15 protein-coding genes are annotated in these 17,384 nt (G+C 58.0%); 5 read left to right on the top strand and 10 right to left on the bottom strand.

Annotation, left to right across the window (positions count from 1 at the left end):
• Positions 1 to 28: 28 nt before the first annotated feature.
• Both CPJ18_RS18090 and CPJ18_RS18085 read left to right on the top strand, forming a co-directional pair.
• Positions 29 to 1,624, top strand: a complete 1,596-nt coding sequence (locus CPJ18_RS18090; RefSeq protein WP_103659561.1) for an ABC transporter substrate-binding protein — start codon at positions 29 to 31, stop codon at positions 1,622 to 1,624.
• 63 nt (positions 1,625 to 1,687) lie between these two features.
• Entirely contained in the window at positions 1,688 to 3,040 is a 1,353-nt protein-coding gene (locus CPJ18_RS18085; RefSeq protein ID WP_077118331.1) for an LLM class flavin-dependent oxidoreductase, read from the top strand.
• 13 nt (positions 3,041 to 3,053) lie between these two features.
• On the opposite strand, the gene CPJ18_RS18080 is transcribed toward CPJ18_RS18085, so the two are convergent.
• The 7 genes from CPJ18_RS18080 to CPJ18_RS18050 all read right to left on the bottom strand — a co-directional run bounded on the left by CPJ18_RS18080 (position 3,054) and on the right by CPJ18_RS18050 (position 10,346).
• The gene (locus CPJ18_RS18080) at positions 3,054 to 4,031 is read right to left on the bottom strand and encodes a LysR substrate-binding domain-containing protein (RefSeq protein WP_103659715.1); all 978 of its coding nucleotides are present in this window, start codon (positions 4,029 to 4,031) and stop codon (positions 3,054 to 3,056) included.
• A gap of 19 nt (positions 4,032 to 4,050) precedes the next feature.
• Entirely contained in the window at positions 4,051 to 5,292 is a 1,242-nt protein-coding gene (locus CPJ18_RS18075) for an acyl-CoA dehydrogenase family protein (RefSeq protein WP_077118327.1), read from the bottom strand.
• A 70-nt stretch (positions 5,293 to 5,362) separates the two neighbouring features.
• On the bottom strand, positions 5,363 to 6,418 hold the full coding sequence (locus tag CPJ18_RS18070; RefSeq protein WP_103659560.1) for an aldo/keto reductase: 1,056 nt from the start codon (positions 6,416 to 6,418) through the stop codon (positions 5,363 to 5,365).
• A gap of 23 nt (positions 6,419 to 6,441) precedes the next feature.
• Positions 6,442 to 7,374: an ABC transporter ATP-binding protein gene (locus tag CPJ18_RS18065; RefSeq protein WP_077118326.1), complete on the bottom strand. Its 933-nt coding sequence runs from the start codon at positions 7,372 to 7,374 to the stop codon at positions 6,442 to 6,444.
• On the bottom strand, positions 7,352 to 8,350 hold the full coding sequence (locus CPJ18_RS18060) for an ABC transporter ATP-binding protein (RefSeq protein WP_103659559.1): 999 nt from the start codon (positions 8,348 to 8,350) through the stop codon (positions 7,352 to 7,354). Before CPJ18_RS18060 ends, CPJ18_RS18065 begins: the two co-directional genes overlap by 23 nt.
• The gene (locus tag CPJ18_RS18055) at positions 8,347 to 9,360 is read right to left on the bottom strand and encodes an ABC transporter permease (protein ID WP_077118323.1); all 1,014 of its coding nucleotides are present in this window, start codon (positions 9,358 to 9,360) and stop codon (positions 8,347 to 8,349) included. Before CPJ18_RS18055 ends, CPJ18_RS18060 begins: the two co-directional genes overlap by 4 nt.
• Positions 9,357 to 10,346, bottom strand: coding sequence for an ABC transporter permease (locus tag CPJ18_RS18050; RefSeq protein WP_077118322.1), 990 nt, complete (start codon positions 10,344 to 10,346; stop codon positions 9,357 to 9,359). Before CPJ18_RS18050 ends, CPJ18_RS18055 begins: the two co-directional genes overlap by 4 nt.
• A 257-nt stretch (positions 10,347 to 10,603) precedes the next feature.
• On the opposite strand from CPJ18_RS18050, the gene CPJ18_RS18045 reads away from it, so the two are divergent.
• The 3 genes from CPJ18_RS18045 (at position 10,604) to CPJ18_RS18035 (ending at position 14,549) form a co-directional block, all read left to right on the top strand.
• Complete coding sequence (locus tag CPJ18_RS18045) at positions 10,604 to 12,208, top strand: ABC transporter substrate-binding protein (protein ID WP_077104473.1); 1,605 nt, start codon at positions 10,604 to 10,606, stop codon at positions 12,206 to 12,208.
• Between the two features lie 107 nt (positions 12,209 to 12,315).
• Complete coding sequence (locus CPJ18_RS18040; RefSeq protein WP_077118618.1) at positions 12,316 to 13,350, top strand: ABC transporter substrate-binding protein; 1,035 nt, start codon at positions 12,316 to 12,318, stop codon at positions 13,348 to 13,350.
• Entirely contained in the window at positions 13,347 to 14,549 is a 1,203-nt protein-coding gene (locus CPJ18_RS18035) for an acyl-CoA dehydrogenase family protein (protein WP_077118320.1), read from the top strand. The genes CPJ18_RS18040 and CPJ18_RS18035 overlap by 4 nt, the downstream gene beginning before the upstream one ends.
• Before the next feature lie 45 nt (positions 14,550 to 14,594).
• Here CPJ18_RS18035 and CPJ18_RS18030 read toward each other — a convergent pair whose 3' ends face one another.
• From CPJ18_RS18030 to CPJ18_RS18020, 3 genes are all read right to left on the bottom strand, one after another.
• A complete protein-coding gene (locus tag CPJ18_RS18030; protein WP_077118319.1) occupies positions 14,595 to 15,248 on the bottom strand; it encodes a methionine ABC transporter permease in 654 nt (217 codons plus the stop codon).
• A complete protein-coding gene (locus tag CPJ18_RS18025) occupies positions 15,241 to 16,311 on the bottom strand; it encodes a methionine ABC transporter ATP-binding protein (protein WP_077118317.1) in 1,071 nt (356 codons plus the stop codon). The genes CPJ18_RS18030 and CPJ18_RS18025 overlap by 8 nt, the downstream gene beginning before the upstream one ends.
• Before the next feature lie 70 nt (positions 16,312 to 16,381).
• A complete protein-coding gene (locus tag CPJ18_RS18020) occupies positions 16,382 to 17,212 on the bottom strand; it encodes a MetQ/NlpA family ABC transporter substrate-binding protein (RefSeq protein WP_077118316.1) in 831 nt (276 codons plus the stop codon).
• Positions 17,213 to 17,384: the final 172 nt, after the last annotated feature.

Here is a 17,384-nt window from a genome sequence, read left to right as displayed (position 1 = left end):
ATCCATTCGCTTTACGCAGGAGACATAGATGAGTTTTTCCAGACGCCAGTTTCATAAAATCGCGCTTGCTGCGGGCGCTTTCGTTGCCCTTCCCGGCGGTTCATTCGCGGCCGCCGAAGAACCGGTCTCCGGCGGCACGTTGAAGATCGTATATTTCCCGGAGCCGACCCAGCTCGTCGCGATCAACACCAGCGCTGGTGGTCCGCAATTCGTCGGCTCTAAAATCTACGACGGATTGCTGACTTATGATTATGACCTGACACCCAAGCCAAGCCTCGCCAGAGAGTGGTTTGTTTCCGCCGATGGGCTGGAATATGTCTTCCATCTACAGCCGAATGCAAAATTCCATGATGGCAAGCCAGTAACATCACAGGATGTCGCCTTCTCGGTTCTCCGTCTTAAAGAGGCGCATCCTCGTGGGCGCGCGACCTTCTCGCAGGTCGAGAGTGTCGATACGTCGGACCCGCTTGTCGCGAAACTCAAGCTCGCCAAACCTTCACCGGGGCTGATTACGGCGCTGGCATCGTCAGAATCGCCAATCGTACCCAAGCATATCTTCGAAACCTTCAAGCCGACCGAAAACCCGAAACCGAACCAGATCATCGGCAGCGGACCGTTCGTTCTGAAAGAGTGGACACCCGGCAGTCACATTCTGTTGGAAAAGAACGCCGATTACTGGGACCAACCGCGCCCGCATCTGGACCGGGTCATCATCCGGCTGATCAACGATGCGGGTGCAAGGGCGGCAGCGCTTGAAACCGGAGAGGGAGATATCGGCCCAAACCCTGTGGCACTATCTGATCTTGAGCGATTGAAAGCCGTGCCGTCGCTGCAGGTGGATGATCGCATCTATGCCTATGCGGGGCAGCAAAACCAGCTCGTCATCAATCTTGAGAACGAGTATCTCAAGAACCTGAAAGTGCGACAGGCCATTGCGCACGCCATCAACGTTCCCGCTCTCATCGACATCGTTCTTTACGGTTATGCGGTGCCGTCTCCCACGCCCATCAGCCCCGGCCTGCCGAAATTCCACAATCCGGATATCGGCTTTGCCAAGTTCGATACCGCGCTTTCCGAAAAGCTGCTGGATGAGGCCGGTTTTCCGCGCAAGGGAGATGGCAAGCGTTTCAAGCTCAGGGTCACCACCAACCCGTTCAATCCGCAGACCTATTCCGACTTCATCGCGCAAGCACTGATCAAGATCGGCATCGAGGCAGATATTCAGAAGTTCGATTTCGGGACCTATGTGAAGGTGGTTTATACCGACCGCGCCTGGGACCTCTCGGTGGAATCGCTTTCCAATACGTTCGATCCGACAGCCGGTGTGCAGCGGGTGTACTGGAGCAAGAACTTCAAGATCGGCCTGCCTTTCTCGAACGCCAGCCACTACGAAAACCCGGAGGTCGACCGCTTGCTGGAGGCGGCGGCGGTGGAGCCCGACATCGAAAAACGCGCCGAGTTGTTCAAGGCATTCCAGGTCATCGTCGCCAGAGACTTGCCGGTCATCAATCTCGTCTCGCCCATTCAGCCGGTCGTCGGCAGCGTCAGGGTTAAGGATTATGCAGTGGGCGCAGAAGGCCTGAGCGGCAACCTGGCACAGGCATGGCTGGCAAAAGAGGCCTGACGCAATTGGCGCACTAACGGTGCGCCAATCATCTTTCGACATATGAACAGGATCGGAAAGACAATGAGCAGAACGTCGGAGAAACTCGTTCTCAACGCATTCATCTATCCCGGCGGCCACCACGAGGCGGCATGGCGTCATCCGCAGTCGGAGCCACTTCGCGTGACCGATATCAAGCTCTACCAAGATATAGCAAAGCGTGCGGAAGCGGCCAAGCTGGACGCGATTTTCTTTGCGGATGCACCGGTTCTGGATAGCAACATCCGTTATGCCGCTCGGCATCGGCTGGAGCCGATCACCATGCTTGCCGCGCTTGCGGCGGTCACGGAAAAAATCGGCTTCATCGCCACAGCATCCACCACCTATTACGAGCCCTATAATCTGGCGAGGCTGTTTGCCTCCGTTGATCATATCAGTGGCGGCCGCGTCGGCTGGAACATCGTGACGACATCGGCAGATGCGGCCGCTGCGAACTTCAACCTCGAAAAGCATCCGCCCCATGCCGATCGCTATCGCCAGGCGACCGAGTTTGTGGATGTCGTTACAAAGCTATGGGACAGCTGGGAAGACGACGCCATCGTCGCAGACAAGGAGAGTGGTCTGTTTGCGGATACGGACCGCATCCATCCAGCCAATCACAAGGGTGAGTTTTATCAGGTTCGTGGCGCTCTCAACCTGCCGCGCTCTCCGCAGGGTCGTCCGGTCTATGTGCAGGCTGGGTCTTCCGAGGATGGACGGGATTTTGCGGCGCGCTACGCCGAAGCGATTTTTACAGCGCACCAGACGCTCGAAAGCGCGAAAAGCTTCTATTCCGACATCAAGAAGCGCGTGGCCGCAGCGGGGCGCAATCCCACCCATGTCAAAATCCTGCCCGGTATCAGCCCCTTCATCGCCTCGACGGAAACGGAGGCGCGCAAGCTGGAGGCCGAATTCAACGACCTCGTCCAGCCAGCCTTTTCTCTGGCGCAACTGAACCGCATCACCGGTATCGATCTTGGTTCGGCGGATCTCGACAAACCCTTGCCGCGTGAAGCCGTTGAAGCGACGCGCGCGCAAGCTGACAGCAGCCGTCATCAGCTCGTACTTGATGTGATCGATCGCGAAAACCCGACAATCCGGCAGCTATTGCACAGGCTTGCGGGCGGGCGTGGCCATAAGGTGATCGCCGGCACGCCAGAGCAGGTGGCGGACTGGATCGAGACATGGTTCCGGGAGGGTGCTGCGGATGGGTTCAATATCATGCCGCCATGGCTGACGGGCGGGTTCGATATTTTCATTGATGAAGTGGTGCCGCTTCTTCAAAAGCGCGGCCTGTTTCGGCTGGATTACAAAGGCGATACGTTGCGCGATCATTATGGCTTGCCGAGGCCGGACAATATTTATGCCGTGCCAGCCGCTGCGCGCGAAAGCGCCTGACTTTGCAATGATGTCAGGCGGCGGCAGCGTTCAAGGAAGGCACATCATCACGCAGCAATGCGATGAGCGATACGATTTCCGGCTGCCGCCGCCTCTCCTGGCTGGCGAGAAGATGATAGCGGCAGGCGGTGGGCTGCGGTGAGCCGATGGGCGAGACGAGCCTGCCGTTCTTCAACTCTTCCGACACCAGCGATTGACGCACGAGGGCAATGCCGTGACCGGCAAGCGCTGCCTCGATCAGCACCGGCTGATGGGAAAAGCGCGGTCCGAGTTTTGCCAGTCTAATATGGATACCGCAGGAGCGAAGCCAGTTGGCCCATTCGAAGGCACCATCGCTGCCACTGCCGCGCAAAATTTCGCCCGAGAGATCGCGAAGCCGTTCCGGATGACCAGTCAACCGATGACGCGCTGCAAATTCCGGCGCGCACACGGCCAACACGGCGTCGTCAAACAGTGGCTCGTAGACGAAGCCCGCGATCCGCTCGCCAGATGCGACGATTGCGCAATCCGCATCATCCAGCTGAAGACGGTCGAGTGGCCCTTCATCCAGTGTTTCGATGGAGAGTTCCACATCGCCAAGCGCATCGCTGATCCGTCCTAGTCGCGGTCCAAGCCAGCGGGCTGCAAAGGACGGGCATGCCAGGATGCTGAGCCTGGGTCTGGAGCCAGAGCGGAGAAGATCCGACAGGCTGCCGACCATGGTCTCGAAGGCTTCCGCCATGCCGGGATAGAGTGCGGCACCCGCATCCGTCAGTGCCAGTTCGCCGCGCTGGCGGCTGAAGAGCGGTTGGCCAAGATGGGTTTCAAGAATCCGAACCTGTTGGCCAATGGCTGCGGTCGAGACATGTAGTTCATCGGCAGCGCGGGAAAAACTGGCATGTCTGGCCGCTACGACGAAAGCACGCAGGGCCGTGAGCGGCGGCAGACGCGAGAGCGTCGGCAATCGCAAGGGCGCGTTTGCTTTGGGCGGAGACAGAAACTCTGTTCTCATGACGGTTTCACTCTCATCATCAGAAAACCCGGCCTTCGGCAAGGTGCGTAGTGGTGCCATTCAAATAGTAGTCACCGATGACCCGTGCCTTGTGCTGCAACGGATTGTGATTGTAGACGGTGCGGATATTGCGCCAGTGCCGGTCGAAATTGCGCTCGCTCGACGTGGCCGAACCGCCGCCCAGCTCGTAAATGGCTGTCGCTACGTTCAAGGAAAGCTGAGAGGCGATGATCTGTGTGCGGGCAGTGGCAAGCGAGCCATCGATCAGGGCGGCTTCTATCGCGGCTTCGTCACCCGTCTGAAATGTCAAAGCCGTCACATCCAGCGTGCGCGCCGCTTCACGGATCAACGTCTTTACCGCAAAGGCACCGGCGCTGAGTTCGCCGATCGTCTTCTGCACAAATGGGTCCTGATTGGCGGTTTCGGCAGCGCTGTGGAGCGTGGTGCGCGCCTGTTTCATCACGTATTCGATGCCGTCTCTCACGGCGGCTTGCACCGCGCCTGTGGCCGATGCGGCCAGATGCAATTGCCGCATGGCCGAGCAATGACGTCCGATCTGGCTTCCCAGTCGGCGCGTCGTCAGCTCATGTGGCAAGACCTCGACATTGTCGAGAAGCACACCGCCGCTGGCGGTCATGCGCTGGCCCATGCTGTCCCAGTCATCAAGAACGGTAATGCCCTTGCGATCCAGCGGAATGAGAACGCCAATCGGTTGTTCGTCGTCACCAATCGCGCTGAACGACCCAAAATCTGCAAAGGCGGTTCCTGTGGCGTACCATTTGCGGCCATTCAATCTGTAACGGTCGCCATCGACGCTCAGGCGGGTGGTGATTTCGCCAGGACGCTTAGTGCCCTGTTCCGTACTGGCACCGGCAAAAAGCTTGCCGGACAGCACGTTCTCCAGATGCCTGCGGTCTTCCAGCTCAATGGGGCCAAGCGCGAGATTTTCGGTAAAATTGAAGTGGCTGCGCAGCGCATGGGGAATATTGCTGTCGGCTTCTCCAAGGATCATCAATAGTTCGATGTAATCGGTAATGGAGCCGCCCGGACCGCCTTTCGACTTCGGAATGCGCAAGGTGCCAAGTTTCGCTTCCTTGATGCGGGCAAAGACGTCGAAGGGCAGTTCCCGTTCGCGCTCGCGACGGGCGGCGTCTTTTGCGGCAAAGGCTGCGATGTCTTTGGCACGCGACAGGATTTCGTCACGGCTGGGCACGTCGGACAGGCTGGTGGTTTCTACGTTGGCTGTGTTAGCGTTCGACATCGCATTTGGTCCTTGAGCGGATCGGTTGGCCTGCGGCTCTTTTGTGCCGCAGGCTTTGTCATGATGGCAATCAGGCGACGGCGCGGGTCTGGACCGGCGCGCGTGGTGCAGGCTCGACATTGCGAGGCACGCGGCCCTCTACCGGATGGCTCGGATCGTTGAAACCGGGTGTCGAGGGATGGCCTGTCGTCACAAGGCTGTCGACCAGGGCTTCATCATCGGCATCGATGGTCACGTCGAGGGCTCTGACATAGCCGTTCCAGTGTTCTTCGGTGCGCGGCCCGGTAATGGCGGCGGTGACGAACTTGTTGTTCAACACCCAGGCTAAGGCGAAATCCGCTGCCGAGACGCCCTTGGCCGCAGCGTGCGCTGCAACCTTCTGGGCGATCTCAATCGATTCCGGACGCCATTCCGTTTCCAGAACGCGCGTGTCGCCACGCCCCACGCGGGTATCAGCACCTGGCTGCTGGCCCGGCTGATATTTGCCGGTCAACACGCCGCGCGCCAGCGGCGAATAGGAAACAACGCCAAGGCCGTAATTGTTGGCAGCGGGAAGCTGCTCCGCTTCTGCCGTGCGGTTGACGATGTTGTAGAGCGGCTGGCTTGCCACCGGACGATCGATGCCAAGCTGGTCAGCGAGATGCGAAATTTCAGCGATCCGCCAGCCGCGGAAATTAGAGACGCCGAAATAGCGCAGCTTGCCGGCGCGAATAAGGTCTGCAATGGCGCGCAACGGTTCTTCCAGCGGCGCATCGAAGACGGCGCGGTGGAAATAGAGAATGTCGATATAGTCGGTGTTCAGACGGCGCAGGGAATTCTCGACGGTTTCGATCACCCATTTGCGCGACTGGCCGCCGAGATTGGGGCCTTTCTTGTGCGAGTTGACGAATTTCGTCGCCAGAACCCAATGATCGCGATGATCCTTGATACCTCGACCGACGACTTCCTCGGACTTGCCATCGTGATAGACATCAGCGGTATCGATAAAATTGATGCCCTGTTCGCGCGCCTTGTCGATGATGCGGAAGGCGACGTCGTCGGGGGTTGGGCCACCAAACATCATGGTGCCGAGGCTCAGCGGTGAGACTTTCAACGCGCTGCGCCCGAGATAGCGGTAATCGACCATGTTATGTACTCCTTGGATTGTCATTAGGCATAGTGGCAGGCCACGGCGTGGCTCTCACCGAAAAGCTGGTGTTCCGGCGCTGTTTCGCGACAGAGATCGGTCGCCAACGGGCAGCGCGTGTGAAAGCGACAGCCCGAGGGCGGATTGTGCGGGCTTGGAAGATCGCCCGAAATGGGGGCCGCCTGCTTGCGCCGTGCCGGGTCCGGCACGGCGGCCAACAGTGCCCGCGTGTAGGGATGTTTGGGCGATGCCCACAGCTGCGCCGTGGGTGCGCTCTCGACGATCTTGCCGAGATACATGACCAGCACGCGATCCGAAAAATACCGGACGACGGAAAGGTCATGCGAAACGAAGAGATAGGATAGCGACAGGCGGTTCTTCATCTCCACGAGCAGATTGAGAATTTGCGCCTGAATGGACAGATCGAGCGCCGAGACGGGTTCGTCGCAAACGACCAGCTCCGGTTCCAGAATCAAAGCACGCGCGATGCCGATGCGCTGGCGCTGGCCGCCGGAAAATTCATGCGGATAACGGTCAAGCGCATCCGGCGGCAATCCAACCTGGGCGACGATTGCCTCGACAATCTCGCGCTGCCGCTTGCCGTCTCCAATCCCGTGCACCTTGAGCGGTGCAGTGAGGATCGTGCGGACCGTCTGGCGCGGATTGAGTGAGGCGAAAGGGTCTTGAAAGATCATCTGGATGCGACGGCGAATGCCCCGCAATTGCGACGATGACATTGCCGTCACGTCGGCACCCTTGAAGGTGACCTTGCCGGAAGAAGGCTCCACCAGCCGCATCAGGGACTTGCCGAGCGATGATTTTCCGCACCCGGATTCCCCGACCAGGGCTACCGTTTCACCTGCCTCAATCTCCAGCGATACGTCATCAACGGCACGCACCGTTCCACGACCGCCAGCATATTCGGTGGAAAGCCTATGCACTGACAAAAGCGCCATGGGAGACCTCCGCAGCTATGGGGTTGACGAAAGGACACGCCGCCAGTCGGCCCTCGGAAATGGTTCTGAGCGGCGGTACGAATTGCCCGCAGACACCGCGTGCGCCCGGACAGCGAGGCTTGAACGAACAGCCCTTTTCGCCGGTTGCCGAAACGATGGAGCCGGGAATTTCAAGAAGTGGCCCATCGCGGTAATGCTGGCCCGCTTCCGCGCGCGGCGAAGCGGCAAGAAGTCCGCGCGTATAGGGGTGGTAGGGGCTTCGAAACACCGGCTCCGGCAAGCCCTCCTCGACTTTCCGGCCTGCATACATGACCATCACCCTGTCCGCCCATTGTGCCACGATACCGAGATCATGGGTAATGAGAATGACGGCCATGTTGAGATCACGGCGCAGATTGTCGAGAAGCTGGAGAATTTGCGCCTGGATCGTCACATCCAGCGCCGTGGTGGCTTCGTCCGCGATCAGGAGCTTTGGATTGCAGGCAACGCCGATGGCGATCATGACGCGTTGGCGCATGCCGCCGGAAAGCTGGTGCGGATAATCATCCACCCGGCGTCCAGCCTCTGGAATATTGACCAGATCCAGCAATTCGATAGCGCGTTTTCGTGCCTGGCGCTTGTCGATCTTTTCGTGGATACGAAGCACCTCGACGATCTGCTCACCGATGGTCAGGACCGGATTGAGAGAGGTCATAGGCTCCTGGAAAATCATGCCGATATCGCTGCCGCGAATGCCGCGCCATTGCCGTTCGGACAAGGACAAGAGGTTGCGACCCTCCAACAAAATCTTGCCGCCGACTTTCGCGTGTGATGGCAAGAGGCCGATCAATCCAAGCGCGGTCAGTGATTTCCCCGATCCGCTTTCTCCAACAATTGCCAGCATTTCGCCAGCCGATACGCCGAAGCTGACACCCTTGACGGGCTGGGCATCGCCAAAGCCCACGGAAAAATCCTGTACATCAATCAGTTTTGTCATCGGCGTTCCTCCGAAAAGCGCGGATTGAGCGCGTCGTTAAGGCCATCGCTGATCAGATTGAGCGAAATCACGGTGAAGACGATGGCAAGGCCAGGCAGAGCGGTCAGATACCAGGCGGTGCGGATGACATCGCGTCCGGAACCGATCATCGAACCCCATGACACACGGTTGGGATCTCCAAGTCCCATGAAGGACAATGCCGCTTCCATCAGGATTGCACCGGCAACCATGACCGACGATGTCACGATGATCGGTGGCAGAGCATTCGGCAGGATTTCCTTGAACACGATGCGCGCATTGCCGTAACCAAGGCTGCGCGCGGCCAGAACATAGTCCTTCTCACGGATGGCGCGGAATTCGGCGCGCGTCAGCCGGGCCACCATGGGCCAAGTGATAATGCCGATTGCGGACGTCACTGTCGTGACCGATGGCTGGGCGATTGCGACGAGCACGACCAGCAACACGAAATTCGGCAGGGTCTGGAAGATTTCGATGATCTTGACCAGAATATCGTCCACCAGACCGCCGAAATATCCGGCAAATGCGCCGATAGTGATGCCGATCGTCAGCCCGATGACCGTCGCGACCACGCCGACGGTGAGCGAAATGCGCGCGCCGTGGATGATGCCTGCCATCACGTCACGCCCCATGGAATCTGTGCCGAGCGGATAAGCAGCGTTCTGTCCCGGCCATAGAAAGGGTCGCGTCACCATTTCCAGCGGATCGCCGGGGTAGAGAATAGGTGCCAGTAACGCCGTGACGATAACGGTTGCCAGAAAAAGCAGCCCGACGATGGCGTTGGGGTTCGTCAGAAAGATCTTCAGTTCCCGCCGAAGGCCCTTTCTGGGCACGGAGACCGTGCGGGCCGAAAGCGCATCGGGAGCATGCAGATAGGGCCAGGGTTTCTGATCCCCCTTTTGCTCTTTGGCCGCGGGGCTGGCGGTTTCAGCTTTCGACTGCGCGGCGATGTCGGTTGCTTGCAGAAATGCGGTGGTGTTTGAAGAGCTCATCGGCTTTCTCCGATGCGAGGGTCGAGCCATGCCTGCAACAGGTCCACGGCGGCGTTGACGATGATGACGACGAAAGAAGACAGAAGCAGAATGCCGAGCAGCACGCTGAAATCCCGCGCCATGACGGCTTCGAATGCCAGGCGCCCCAATCCCGGCCAACTGAAGACCGTCTCGACCACAACCGCGCCACCCAGAAGCCCGCCAATATGCATTCCAGCCATGGTGGTGATGGGAATGAGCGCGTTGCGCAGGATGTGGCGCGTCGTCAGTCGGAACGGTGAGACACCCTTGGCGCGCGCGGTGCGCACATAGTCTTGCGACTTCACCTCCAGCATGGCGGCACGGGTGAGGCGGGCATAAATGGCAAGGAAGTACAGTGCCAGAGAAAGTGCCGGCAGAATGATGTAGCGGATGCGGTCCAGAAAGGCATCGAGGCCGGTCAAACTGCTGCCGATTGTGCTGTCACCGCCTGAGGGCAACCAGCCAAGCTTGACGGAAAATGTCAGGATCAACATCAGGCCAATCCAGAAGCCGGGAACCGAGTAGAAAATCAGCGATCCGATGGAGATGATCCGATCCGGCAATCTGCCGGAAAAAAGCGCCATGATCGAGCCTAGAAAGACGCCAACGAAGATGGCGATGCCCAGCGCCGCGCCCATCAGCGCCAGCGTACCGGGCAGTCGTTGGCCGATCAGGTCGGCAACCGGCATGCCGTATCGTGGTGAAAAACCGAGGCTGAATTGCGCGAGATTGCCAAGGTAGTTCGTCAACTGATGCAGCACGGGCAGATCGAGACCGAAACGGGAGCGCATCTCCGCCATCGTTTCCACGGTCGCAGAGCCTGCCTCTGCCGCAAGCACATCGGCGGCATCACCCGGCGCAAGCTGGAGCAGGAAGAAATTCAAGATGATGATGCCAAGCACGGTGGGTATCGCCGACAAGGCGACCCGGCGTGCTTGGGATAAAATCCGTTTCGAATTTGACATCGCTTCCCATCCATTTTTGTCCCAGGCGTCAGCGTTGCCCGATTTGAATAGGTTATTAGTTGACTAAATTTATGGAATTTGTCAAAGAGATATCGGAATTATTTTCTTAAAAACAGCGATATAAGCCCGCTTAAGGAAAGATAATTTCTAAAAAAGACGATTCTTGGGCGTATGTGCTCATATCTGTCTTCGCCAGAAACGAATTTTCCATCGGGGCAAGTTTCGTCGGTCGATGCCGGCGCAGAGAGGAACGTTACATGACTGATTTCCATCAAACGACACGACGCGGGTTTCTGCTGGCTTCTGTCGCGCTGGGTGCCGTTTCACTTTCAGGGGTTGGGGCGTGGGCGGTGGAGCCCGCGCGCGGTGGCACGGCAACCTTCCTGCTGGCCACCGAACCGCCGGTGTTGACCACCATCGCGCACACGGCGGCCAATTCCTTTTATGTCTCCCCAAAGGTGACGGAGGGTTTGCTGACCTATGATTTCGATCTCAATCCCAAACCGCTTCTGGCAACGGATTGGCAGATCAGCCCCGATGGCTTGCGTTATACGTTCAAGCTGCGGTCCGGTGTGAAGTGGCATGATGGCAAGCCTTTTACCTCCGCCGATGTGGCGTTTTCGATCAAGACCATCAAGGAGGTGCATCCGCGCGGACGCAATACCTTCCTCAATCTGGTGGATGTCGAAACACCCGATGAACTGACGGCGGTTCTGGTTCTTTCCAAGCCCGCACCCTACCTGATTACCGCACTCGCCGCTGGCGAAACGCCCATCGTGCCGAAGCACCTATATGAGGGTACGAAGGTTCAGGAAAACCCGGCCAACTATGCACCCGTCGGTACCGGCCCCTTCAGGTTCAAGGAGTGGGTGCGCGGCAGCCACATCGTCTATGTGCGCAACCCGGATTACTGGGACAAGCCGCGTCCCTATCTTGATCAGCTCATTGTCCGTTTCATCACGGATTCGGCAGCGCGCAGCATTGCCATTGAGTCCGGCGAGATTGATCTGGCACCCGGCACGCCCGTTCCCTACAGCGATCTGGACCGTCTCAAGGCCTTGCCGGATCTCGTCTTCGACACGCAGGGATACCAATATATCAACAGCGTCAGCCGCGTTGAGTTCAATATGGAGAAGGAGTTCTTTAGGGATGTGCGGGTGCGGCGTGCCTTTGCGCATGTCATCGACCGCAATGTCATCTTCAACACGGTCAATTATGGCTATGGCGCGCCCATTCCAGGTCCGATCAGCGCAAAGCTGAGCAAATGGTATGTCGGCGACCTCAAAACCTATCCAATTGATCTCAAGGCAGCGGAAGCACTGCTCGATGAGGCCGGATACAAGCGTGGCGCAGATGGCGTGCGTTTGCACATCAACCTCGATTACGTCCCCGGCGAAGGTTACCCACGCGGTGCAGATTATATCCGTCAGGCCTTGGCGAAGGTCGGTGTGGAGGTGAACGTCCGCAATCAGGATTTTGCGACCTATACCAAGCGCATCTACACCGACCGTGATTTTGATTTTGCTTATGAAGGCATGAGCAATCTGTTCGATCCGACAGTTGGCGTCCAGCGGCTCTACTGGAGCAAGAACTTCAAGAAGGGTGTGCCTTTCTCGAATGGCGCAGCCTATAGCAATCCGAAAGTGGATGCGCTGTTCGAAGCCGCTGCTGTTGAGATCAATCCTGAAAAGCGCTTCGCGCAGTGGAAGGAAATCCAGCAGATCCTTGTCGAGGATGTCCCCGCGATCGACATCGTCAGCGCGCCGGAGATCACCATCTACAACAAACGACTGGCAGATCACACCGTGGGCGCAGAGGGCGCGGCTGGCAGTCTTGCCTTCGCCCATATCGCCACGTCCTGACCCTTTTCGAAAAGAGCCCATCGCCACGGCGGTGGGTCGTCTTGCGCTCCGTTTTTTAGGCGCGCCGTCTCGCTCTACCCTTTTGCACTCGAATTCGAGGACATATGATGACAACGCCGCTTTCCGAAATCTGGTATACGCGCTGCCCTGTTCCAACGCCCGTCGGTCTGGCTGCCCAATTGGGCTATCTGGAACAGACATTTGCCGAGGTGGGCGTCGCCCTGAAGTCGATCATAGATTCGCCGGATCGCGCTATCAGGCAAAGCCATTTCAACCATACTTTGGAATGGTCTTTCCGCCATGGCGGCAATGTGCCGCCCATTCGCGCCCGTTCCGAAGGCCGCAACACGCGCCTCGTCGGCATTACCTGGACGGACGAGTTTCAGGCCATAATCACTCTGCCGCAAACCGGCATCCGCTCCGTCAAAGACCTCGTTGGCCGACGCTTCGGCGTGCCGCGCAGGCCTGAAGGCATCGTGGATTTCATGGCTGCAACGGCTCTGAAAGGGCTGGTCTCAGCTCTCTCGCTGGAGGGCTTGAAAAGCGACGACGTGGAACTGGTTGATATCCATATTAAGGATTCGATTTTGGCTTCCCAGGAAGGCCCATCGCTGTTTGGCTTGAAGCGTCGACAAAGCTTTGGCGAGGAGGTGGCGGCATTGCTGCGCGGAGATGTCGATGCCATCTTCGTCAAGGGAACGGCAGGCGTTAGCGTTGCTAATCTGATCGGTGCGGTGCAGGTGGTGGAGTTCGGTTTCCATCCTGATCCGAAGATACGCATCAATTCCGGCTCACCGCGTGTGCTGACGGTCGATGCGCGTCTCGCAGATGAGCGCCCTGATCTTGTCGAGCGACTTATTGCAGTCATTCGCAGAGCATCCGACTGGGCGGAGCAGCACCCGGAAGAAACCCGCCGCTTCATCGCGCGCGAGGCAGGTGCAAGCGAAGAACAGGTGCTTGCCGCCAATGGGGCCGATGTTCATCGTCATCTGGGCATAAGCCTTGATGCCGAACTGGTGGCCGCTGTCGGCCATTACAAAGATTTCCTGCATGAATGGGGCTTCCTCGAAAATGACTTCGATGTCGCGGAATGGGTCGATGCACGTTTCATCGATGCCGCCGCTAAGAGGGCCGTCGCATGAGTGCTACCATCTCCGCCGTTAAACTGCCCTCCGAACTGCCTGTCGATCCTGTCAGGATCGCCGCCGATCTGGCCCGGCGTTTTGCCGAAACCGCCGCTGACTATGATAAAAGCGGAGAGTTCGCCGCAGAAAATTTCGCAGCACTCTTCCAGTCCGGACTTCTGGGGCTGGTCACTTCGCGTGAAGACGAAGGCCTTGGCGAAGGTCTGGAAACCACGCAGGCCGTGATTTCCACCATCGCAACCGGCGATCCTTCCACAGCGCTTATCCTCGCCATGCATTACAGCGTCCATTCCGCCATAAGGCGCGGACGTTGGCCACCTGCGCTTGCCTCAAAAGTTCTCGCTGCGAACGTTGAGGGACCGGCGCTTTTGAACAATGCGCAGGCTGAACCTGGTGCCGGGTCGCCCGCTCACGGTGGATTGCCGGAAACGGTGGCACGGATTGACGGCGATTTCTGGGTGGTCAATGGGCGCAAAAGCTTCGTGACCGGCCTGCCAGGTCTCAAATGGGCAATCGTCCTCGCTTTGACCGAAGAGATCGCGCCTCGCCTCGTGCAACTGCTTGTTCCGCTCGATGTCCAAGGCATCAGCCATGCCCGTGCATGGGAGGCAACCGGCATGTTCGGCACTGCCAGCCACGATCTGATCTTGACGAATGTGAAGGTGCCGCTGGCTGACATTGTTGCGCAACAGCCAGCAAGCGAACCGCTTCGCCGCGACGAAGCGGATGGCCAGACCTTCTTCACGTTGCTTTCGGCGGTCTATCATGGGGTCGCCGTCTCTGCCCGCGATGACCTGCTACGCCATTTGACCGCGCACGTGCCGTCCAGCCTCGGTGCACCACTCGCCACCATTCCCCGGATTCAGGAGGGGATAGGACACATCGAAGTGCTGCTGACTGCCAATAAAAGGCTGCTCACATCGATCGCGCGGGATGTTGATGCGGGTATTCCGATCGGTACGGATGCATTTGCTCTTCGCCATGTCGTCATCGACAATGCCGTTACGATAACCGATCTTGCGCTTGAGCTGGGTGGAAATCGCGGCCTGCGGCGAGACTACAATCTTGAGCGCCACCATCGCGATGCAATCACGGCGAGGGCTCATGCACCGCAAAGCCATATGATCCGATCCATGCTGGGGCGAAATGCCGTCAATCGAGTCGTGAACGGGACGCCATCAGAAAAGAGTGTTTAGGACCAAAGAGGCCACGCGCTGCTGTCGCGCGTGTCCTCTTCGAGATCAGTGCCGATCCAGGCGCGCGGCCGCCTTGTCGCCAATCCACTGGATGCCGCAGACGATGACGATCAGAACGGCGACGACAGCGATCATCACGTTGGTTTCGAAACGCTGATACCCGTAACGGATGGCGAGATCTCCCAGTCCGCCCGCACCAATCGCCCCCGCCATTGCGGACGCTCCGATCAGCGTGACCAACGTCACGGTAAAGCCGGCGATGATGCCCGGCAGTGCCTCTGGCACCAGCACCTCGCGAATGATAGTCCAGCGATTGCCACCCATGGCACGGACCGCTTCGATCAACCCGTGATCCACCTCGCGCAAGGAGACTTCGGCGATGCGGGCGTAATAGGGAATGGCCGCGATGGACAGTGGGACGATCGCAGCCCAGGTGCCAAGCGACGTGCCAACAATCAACCTCGTCAGCGGAATGAGCGCGACGAGCAGAATGATGAAGGGAATGGAGCGGAACGCATTGACGATGGCACCGATGATCCGATTGATCCAGAGGTTTTCGGCGATGCCACCTCTCGATGTTGTGACAAGCGCAAGCCCAAGCGGCAGACCGACGATCAGGGAGATAACGCCGGACGCAAAGGTCATCAAGGACGTTTCCCAAATGGAACGGATCAGAAGTTCGATCATGATGTCAGACATAACCCAGCACCTCCACGCGAGCGTCGGCAGAAACCAGTTTGCCGGTGATATCCCTCAGTAAACTTTCATCGGAACGAGGAACGGTCAGGAAAAAACGGGCAACCGGCTGCGATTGAATGTGTTCCACACCGCCTTCCAAGAGGCGCACTCCACGCGAAAACGAATTTCCGAGATCGTTGAAGAGCTGGCTTTGTGCATATGCACCGACCAGATCTATACTGATGAGGATATCAGCGCCGTTCTTCTCGTCCAGCCTGCGGCTGACATGTTCGGGCAGTTGGGGCCGGTTGCCGGCGAGCAGACTTTTCGTGATCTCGGCAACAGGATGTGAGAACACCGACCAAACATGACCTTCTTCCACGATTCTGCCCGCATCGATGACGGCTACGCGATCTGCAATTGCGCGGATGACGTCCATCTCATGGGTAATGAGCACGATTGTCAGGCCGAGCTTGCGGTTGATATCCTTGAGCAGGGCAAGAATCGAGCGGGTGGTTTCAGGATCAAGCGCAGACGTTGCCTCGTCTGACAGTAGCAAAGCAGGCTTTGCGGCCAAGGCCCGGGCAATGCCGACACGCTGCTTCTGGCCGCCTGAAAGCTGGTTTGGATAGGCTTTCGCCTTGTCCGAGAGGCCCACGAGCTCCAGCATTTCGCGCGCCCGCGCCAACCGCTCAGCCTTGGCCATGCCCTCTATTTTAAGAGGAAGAGCGACATTTGCTTCAACGGTCTTTGCCGACAGAAGGTTGAAGTGTTGGAAGATCATGCCGATCTTGCGACGCAGCGGCTGAAGCTCTCGTTCCGGCAGGCCATTGATCTTGCGGCCGTCGATGATGATATCGCCGCTGTCGGCACGCTCAAGGCCATTGAGGCAGCGAATGAGCGTCGACTTCCCCGCGCCACTTCTGCCGATAATGCCAAGAATTTCGCCCTGACGCACACTCAGCGAAACCCCGTCTAACGCGGATACCGTGCCAAAGCGGCGGTGCACGTCGTGCAATCGGACGACCTCTGTCTCGGTCTCTATCGCCTCTTGTGGTGCGTGAACGATGTAGTGACTGTTCATGATGCTTTCCTGCAAGCAAAGGCGGCACGGAAAAATCCGCGCCGCCTTTTCGCTTTTGTGTGTTCAGCTGTTAGTAAGCGCTCAAGCCTGTTCCGCGATAAACCTTTTCGAAAACGGCCTTTACGGCATCGTTCTGATAGGCTGCGACGAGTTGCTTCACCCAAGGCTGGCTTTCGTCAGCCTGTTTGACGGCAATGAAGTTGCGATATGGGTTATCGGCAATGGGTTCCTGCGCAATGCGGTTATCGGGGCCAAGACCAGCCTTCAAAGCCCAATCCGTGTTGACGACAGCCGCATCCAAATCATCAATGGAACGACCGACAATGCCCGCGTCGAGCTCCTTGATTTTCAGCTTCTTCGGGTTTTCAGTAACATCTGCCAGAGTTGCCAGAATGCCGGTGCCGTCTTTCAGCTTGATCAGGCCTTCATTCTGAAGAAGGCGAAGTGCACGGCCCTCATTGGAAGGATCGTTCGGCACGCCCACTTGTGCCCCTTCTTTCAGATCAGCCACAGTTTTGTGCGTCTTGGAGTAAAGCCCGATTGGCCATACACCGGTGTAGCCAACTGGTACGATCTTGTAGCCATGCTGCTTGATCTGATTGTCGAGGTATGGCTTGTGCTGGAAGGCGTTGGCGTCGATCTCGCCGCGCTCCAGCGCTTCGTTTGGCTGTGTGTAATCGTTGAAGATGATGGTTTCGATCTTGAGACCGCTTTTTGCGGCTTGCTTGGTGACCTCGCGCCAGACGTCTTCGTCTTCACCGCTGATAATGCCGACCTTGATCGCCTTATCGGCTGCATGGCCTGTCGCAACGCCCGTCAAGCCGGTTGCTGCAACTGCAAGCAGTGCCGTCAAGCCAGCGCGGCGTGTTAGAGAAATGGTGTTTCCAAGAATCTTTTTCATTGTTGTCGCCCCTTAAGCTTTCGAAGCAATTGCTTCTCACCTCCTGAAGAATGTCAGCGACGATTACTCAAAACGACGCAGCGTCGTTTATTTTGCAGTGCGGAAGAGGAAAAGGTTTCTGCGTCTTCTCACGAGCTTGAAATAATCTACTTCTTTAGTCGATTATATCTAG

The organism is Agrobacterium rosae (assembly GCF_002915175.1).
In the GTDB taxonomy this organism is placed as follows: Bacteria; Pseudomonadota; Alphaproteobacteria; order Rhizobiales; family Rhizobiaceae; genus Agrobacterium; species Agrobacterium rosae.
This window is presented reverse-complemented; position numbering and strand designations above follow the sequence as displayed.

Coding starts and splice junctions, on each gene's coding strand:
- CPJ18_RS18090 (WP_103659561.1), top strand. CDS start 29: ATGAGTTTTTCCAGACGCCAGTTTCATAAAATCGCGCTTGCTGCGGGC.
- CPJ18_RS18085 (WP_077118331.1), top strand. CDS start 1,688: ATGAGCAGAACGTCGGAGAAACTCGTTCTCAACGCATTCATCTATCCC.
- CPJ18_RS18080 (WP_103659715.1), bottom strand. CDS start 4,031: ATGAGAACAGAGTTTCTGTCTCCGCCCAAAGCAAACGCGCCCTTGCGA.
- CPJ18_RS18075 (WP_077118327.1), bottom strand. CDS start 5,292: ATGTCGAACGCTAACACAGCCAACGTAGAAACCACCAGCCTGTCCGAC.
- CPJ18_RS18070 (WP_103659560.1), bottom strand. CDS start 6,418: ATGGTCGATTACCGCTATCTCGGGCGCAGCGCGTTGAAAGTCTCACCG.
- CPJ18_RS18065 (WP_077118326.1), bottom strand. CDS start 7,374: ATGGCGCTTTTGTCAGTGCATAGGCTTTCCACCGAATATGCTGGCGGT.
- CPJ18_RS18060 (WP_103659559.1), bottom strand. CDS start 8,350: ATGACAAAACTGATTGATGTACAGGATTTTTCCGTGGGCTTTGGCGAT.
- CPJ18_RS18055 (WP_077118323.1), bottom strand. CDS start 9,360: ATGAGCTCTTCAAACACCACCGCATTTCTGCAAGCAACCGACATCGCC.
- CPJ18_RS18050 (WP_077118322.1), bottom strand. CDS start 10,346: ATGTCAAATTCGAAACGGATTTTATCCCAAGCACGCCGGGTCGCCTTG.
- CPJ18_RS18045 (WP_077104473.1), top strand. CDS start 10,604: ATGACTGATTTCCATCAAACGACACGACGCGGGTTTCTGCTGGCTTCT.
- CPJ18_RS18040 (WP_077118618.1), top strand. CDS start 12,316: ATGACAACGCCGCTTTCCGAAATCTGGTATACGCGCTGCCCTGTTCCA.
- CPJ18_RS18035 (WP_077118320.1), top strand. CDS start 13,347: ATGAGTGCTACCATCTCCGCCGTTAAACTGCCCTCCGAACTGCCTGTC.
- CPJ18_RS18030 (WP_077118319.1), bottom strand. CDS start 15,248: ATGTCTGACATCATGATCGAACTTCTGATCCGTTCCATTTGGGAAACG.
- CPJ18_RS18025 (WP_077118317.1), bottom strand. CDS start 16,311: ATGAACAGTCACTACATCGTTCACGCACCACAAGAGGCGATAGAGACC.
- CPJ18_RS18020 (WP_077118316.1), bottom strand. CDS start 17,212: ATGAAAAAGATTCTTGGAAACACCATTTCTCTAACACGCCGCGCTGGC.